General features: G+C 64.5%; 5 protein-coding genes and 1 tRNA gene. 3 read left to right on the top strand and 3 right to left on the bottom strand.

Going from position 1 to position 4299, the window contains the following annotated elements; genetic code table 11:
* Positions 1 to 196 (bottom strand): hypothetical protein (locus NP3_RS50040; RefSeq protein WP_218025020.1); only part of this gene is annotated, 196 nt, incomplete at its 3' end.
* Positions 197 to 1051: 855 nt separating this feature from the next.
* Between NP3_RS50040 and NP3_RS39090 the strand changes: the two genes are divergently transcribed.
* Positions 1052 to 2050: a zinc-binding dehydrogenase gene (locus NP3_RS39090; RefSeq protein ID WP_063046746.1), complete on the top strand. Its 999-nt coding sequence runs from the start codon at positions 1052 to 1054 to the stop codon at positions 2048 to 2050.
* Positions 2051 to 2116: 66 nt separating this feature from the next.
* Positions 2117 to 2266, top strand: coding sequence for a hypothetical protein (locus tag NP3_RS48565; protein ID WP_157124846.1), 150 nt, complete (start codon positions 2117 to 2119; stop codon positions 2264 to 2266).
* A 2-nt stretch (positions 2267 to 2268) separates the two neighbouring features.
* On the opposite strand, the gene NP3_RS39085 is transcribed toward NP3_RS48565, so the two are convergent.
* Entirely contained in the window at positions 2269 to 2700 is a 432-nt protein-coding gene (locus NP3_RS39085) for a nitroreductase family deazaflavin-dependent oxidoreductase (protein ID WP_063046745.1), read from the bottom strand.
* A 145-nt stretch (positions 2701 to 2845) separates the two neighbouring features.
* Between NP3_RS39085 and NP3_RS39080 the strand changes: the two genes are divergently transcribed.
* Positions 2846 to 2919, top strand: a tRNA-Ile gene (locus NP3_RS39080).
* A 65-nt stretch (positions 2920 to 2984) separates the two neighbouring features.
* On the opposite strand, the gene NP3_RS39075 is transcribed toward NP3_RS39080, so the two are convergent.
* A complete protein-coding gene (locus NP3_RS39075; protein ID WP_157124845.1) occupies positions 2985 to 4178 on the bottom strand; it encodes a tyrosine-type recombinase/integrase in 1194 nt (397 codons plus the stop codon).
* Between the last annotated feature and the right edge of the window lie 121 nt (positions 4179 to 4299).

The following is a 4299-nucleotide window of genomic DNA, read 5'->3' as shown; positions in this document are numbered from 1 at the left end:
GGCGCTGGTCGTATTTCTGATCACGCGGGCGAACAACAGGGCAGTGCGGCATGGGCAGATGGGGTATGGGGGCTCCAGTGACTCGCAGTGGGCCTACGGTGCCGCCGGGTTCGATTCGGGGGTGGGTTTCGATCCGGGCAGTGGTGGGGGTTATGGGCATGGCCACGGTCACGGACATGATCACGGGCACGGGCATGGTCACGATGGTGGCAGCGGCAGCAGCTGTGGTGGGGGAAGTAGCTGTAGTGGCGGTAGCAGCTGCGGTGGCGGGAGTAGTAGCTGCGGCGGTGGCGGGAGCAGCTGTGGTGGCGGCGGGAGCAGTTGCGGCGGTGGCGGGTCCTGAATGTTCGCTCTGCTGCTGGTCTTCCTCATTACCGCCCTCATCATGGGCGGGATCGCAGGGTTCGTGCTGCTGGTGACCAACTTGCCGAGCCGGACGCAGCGGCGCGGGTTCGGGTGGATCGGGGGGCCCAGTTCTTCGTCCTGGGATGCCGGCGATGCGGGAGGCAATGACTCGGGGAGCGGCGGTAGCTGTGGTGGGGGTGGCGGTAGTGGTTGCGGTGGGGGCAGCAGTAGCGGCGGCAGCGGCTGTGGTGGTGGTGGTAGTAGCTGCGGCGGAGGAGGTTCCTGACGTCCGTGCCGTTGACCGGAGATGCCAGCGGCTATGGGCTAGTGCCCAGATAAAGTTGCCGCGCTATTCGGGTCCGGCTTGCTCGCCGAGCGTAGTCGAAACGCGGTACGACACGCCCCGCGGCACCGCCATGTGACTGCCCTCGACGGATCTCGAGTACCTCAGAAGCCAGCTGGACACGGCACAGTTGCGGGACGGCGGCAGTAACAGTGGCGGCGGGAGTGCCGTCACCGGCGAGGTCCCCTGTTGTCGGAGCCGTCGGCTTGGTCTGCGGATGTGTTGGCGCCGTGGGTGAGTTCGATTCCCGTCCGGGCGCAATTGCGCGCTCAGCGTAATTGGTGCGCTCCGCTTGACCTCAATTCCGCTTCAGGTTCCAGGCTGGTCCATGTCGGATCGAGTCAGGAATTGATGGAGGTTGTCATGCGCGCTGTACACGCTGCGGAATTCGGTGGGCCCGAAGTTCTTTCGGTGCGTGAGGTGCCGGAGCCGGTTGCCGGACAGGGGCAGGTGGTCGTCGACGTCGCGGCCGCCGATGTCATGTTTCTGGATGTCCAGCTCCGAAGTGGTTGGGGCACCGAGTTCTTCCAGCTCGAACCGCCGTATGTGCCGGGCGGTGCGGTCGCCGGGGTGGTTGCTTCGGTCGGTCCGGAGGTCGACCCGAGCTGGGTCGGCAGGCGCGTTGTCACCGATACCGCCGCGAGCGGCATCGGGGGTGGTCAGCCGATCGGCGGCTATGCGGAGCAAGCACTCGCCAAGGCCGAAACTCTTGTCGCTGTGCCCGAAGGGCTGAGCCTGACGGCGGCGGTAGCGCTCGCCCACGACGGTAAGACCGCGCTCGCCATCTTCGATCGAGCCGCGATCCAGCCCGGTGCGTGGGTTCTCATCACCGCGGCGGGTGGGGGATTGGGCACCTTGCTGATCCAGCTCGCCCGCGCGGCCGGAGCGAATGTCGTTGCCGCGGCGCGTGGCAGCGCCAAACTGGAGCTCGCGGCACGACTCGGCGCGAATGCGGTCATCGACTACTCCGAGTCCGATTGGTCTGCGAAGGCGCGCGCCGCGACCGGTGGATCCGGTGCGAACGTTGTATTGGACGGTGCGGGTGGCGAATTGGGTGCCGGTGCGATCGAAGCCGCAGCCGACGGCGGGCGCTTCATCGGATATGGCGCTGCCGCAGGACAATTCGCCGACTTCGATCGAGAGGCGGTGGCAGCGCGCGGAATCGACGTGCTCGGGCTGTTCGACCTGACCGGAAAAGGCGACGTCGATTGGCTCGCCTTGACCGGACGCTCGCTCGCCGAAGCGGCGGCCGGACGGCTGGAAGTCGTTATCGGCCAGTCTTTTCCGCTCGAGCAAGCCGATCGCGCACATGTGGCAATAGAATCGCGAACCGCCGTCGGACGCACACTTCTTACGGTCTGAACGGCTCTCCGGGACAACTTGTCTCGGTACCTGCGTGTACCTTTTTTGAGCATTAGGGTGCCCCGGGTGGAAACGCTGATTGTCGTTGTCGTCGTCCTCATCGTGCTCGGTCTGGTCGCTCTCATCGTGCAGTGGGCCAGTCGCCCGCCGCGCGGCGAGTCCGCTTGGGACCGTAGCGATGTCGACGACGACTACGAGGCTTGGGAGACCGACTGAACTCAGCCGACCGGAGTCAGCACCACCACCGCGATCGGCCGCTTGGTCATCTTCTGGTACTCGCTGTAGCGCCCCTGATTGACCTTGTCGACAATCGCCCAGCGACGCGCGTAATCCGGATCGTCGGGCAACGTCGCCCGCGCGATCACCGCCACCTTGCGCCGCCCGACCTGAATCTCACACTCCGGCTTCGCCTTCACATTCGCCAACCACCCCGGTGGCCGCGGCGACCCGCCATTCGACGCGGTCACCAAATAATTCGCCCCATCCCGCCCGTACGTCAGCGCCGACGTCCGCGCCTGCCCCGTCTTGCGCCCCACCGTCCGCAACAACAACGTCGGATTCCCGAACAGCACCCGATGCCCCACCACCCCGCCACTCTTCTCATAAACCCACTGATGCACCTTCAGCACATTCGCAAACAAACTCGCCACAGCCCACCCTCCAGCCTGTTCCGGGTTACACCCCCACCCTATCCACCCCCACCCTCAACTGCCCGCCACCACGCCACCCCCATCCGACTGGTGCCAGCCCCACCCCACCCGGTACCATCCCCAACGCTGTCGGTATCCACCACACGGGGCGGTAGCTCAGTCGGTTAGAGCCGTGGACTCATAATCCATTGGTCGCGGGTTCGAGCCCCGCCCGCCCCACAAACCCCCAGGTCAGCGAGCCAGGGGGAGTGTGGAAGCGTGCCTGTTTGGGGCCAACTCTCTATTTATTGTTCATTTTCGTCGGGGAGGGCGAAGGCGTCGAAACGCTCGCGAGCGTCAGGACCGACGTGAGTTCGCTGGACGTAGTGGCGACGCGTGATTGCCTCGGTGTTGCCAAGCTGAGCTGCGGCGATAGAGATGTCGGACTGGCCGCCGTCGGCGTCTTCAGCCAGCTGTGTGCCGACGGTCTTGCGGGCTGTATGCGGGTTCTGCGGGATGTGGGTGAATCCGAGCCGTGTGAGTATCCGCTTGAGTTGCTTGCGCGCATTGCGCGGATCTCGCAGGGTGCCGCGCGCCGATGGGAAGACCAAATCATCGGGGTCATGCGGCACGAGGGCACGCCGAGCTGCCAGCTTCAGTACGGTCCAGTTGTGCAAGAACAGCCGTCGCTTGCCGTTGGGACCGCCTTTCGGATGAGGCTGGATGAACATCCCGCCACCGCGCAGCCGCACAACGGTGCCCTCGATCAGAACACTGGGTTTGGGGCCATCGAGGTCGAGATGGCTCCACTTGAGCGCCAATGCTTCACCGATCCGGCATCCGGTGCCGAGCAGGGTGTCCAGGAGGTCGGCTATTCCGGTCCGAACGGCTTGCTCGTCGTGGCGCATCGCCGCACGAATGCGGAGGACTTCGGTAGCCGACCACGCGACGACGGGCTTGTCATCCACCGTGATCGGGGCCAGCAGTTTGACGATATTGCCCGGTGCTGCCCCGTACCGGCTTGCGATGGTCCACATCCCGGATAAGCATGTTTTCGCCAGCTTCGCGGTGGGTTTTCCGATCCGTTCTCCGAGATCGTCGAGGAAGCCTTCCAAGACGGCGCTGGTGGCTTCGCCGATCGTGAGCTTGCCGAGTTCCGGCACGATGTGCAGATCGAGGATCTCTGCGTACCGGCGTTTGGTATTCGCCGATAGGTTCGATCGTTCGATTCTGCTTCGCCAGCGGTCGGCAAGCGCGACGATCAGGGTTTCCGACGATACGGCCGCATTCGACGGAGCAACGCGGCTGCTGATCTTATCGTCCAGTGCTGCTTTGGCTTTGGGCTGGCTGCGGCCACTGGCTGTGACCAGACGCAGCGCCCCGTCGGTGTCTCGGAAATAGGTCTTTGCGATGTGTCTGACGATTTTCCCGGCGGAGTTGTATACCGGCGTGGTGGTGATCTTCCCGTGCTTGCCGGGTCTTATGCGTTCGCGCGCCATCAGGTGTGCCACCTGTGGACGCACGCCAAGTAGTGCCTGTTCAATTGTTCTCCCGTAGATACACACTTCCGGTGCTAGCCGGAGGTCAACAAGCCAATTCTACTGGGGTGCAGGCACTTTT

It is taken from the genome of Nocardia pseudovaccinii NBRC 100343 (genome assembly GCF_001613225.1).
Taxonomy (GTDB): Bacteria; Actinomycetota; Actinomycetes; order Mycobacteriales; family Mycobacteriaceae; genus Nocardia; species Nocardia pseudovaccinii.
The sequence above is the reverse complement of the archived record's forward strand: the minus strand, read 5'-3'. Positions and strand labels throughout refer to the sequence as shown.

Excerpts from the sequence above, each read along its gene's own strand:
- NP3_RS39090 (WP_063046746.1), top strand. The coding sequence starts at position 1,052 with ATGCGCGCTGTACACGCTGCGGAATTCGGTGGGCCCGAAGTTCTTTCG.
- NP3_RS39075 (WP_157124845.1), bottom strand. The coding sequence starts at position 4,178 with ATGGCGCGCGAACGCATAAGACCCGGCAAGCACGGGAAGATCACCACC.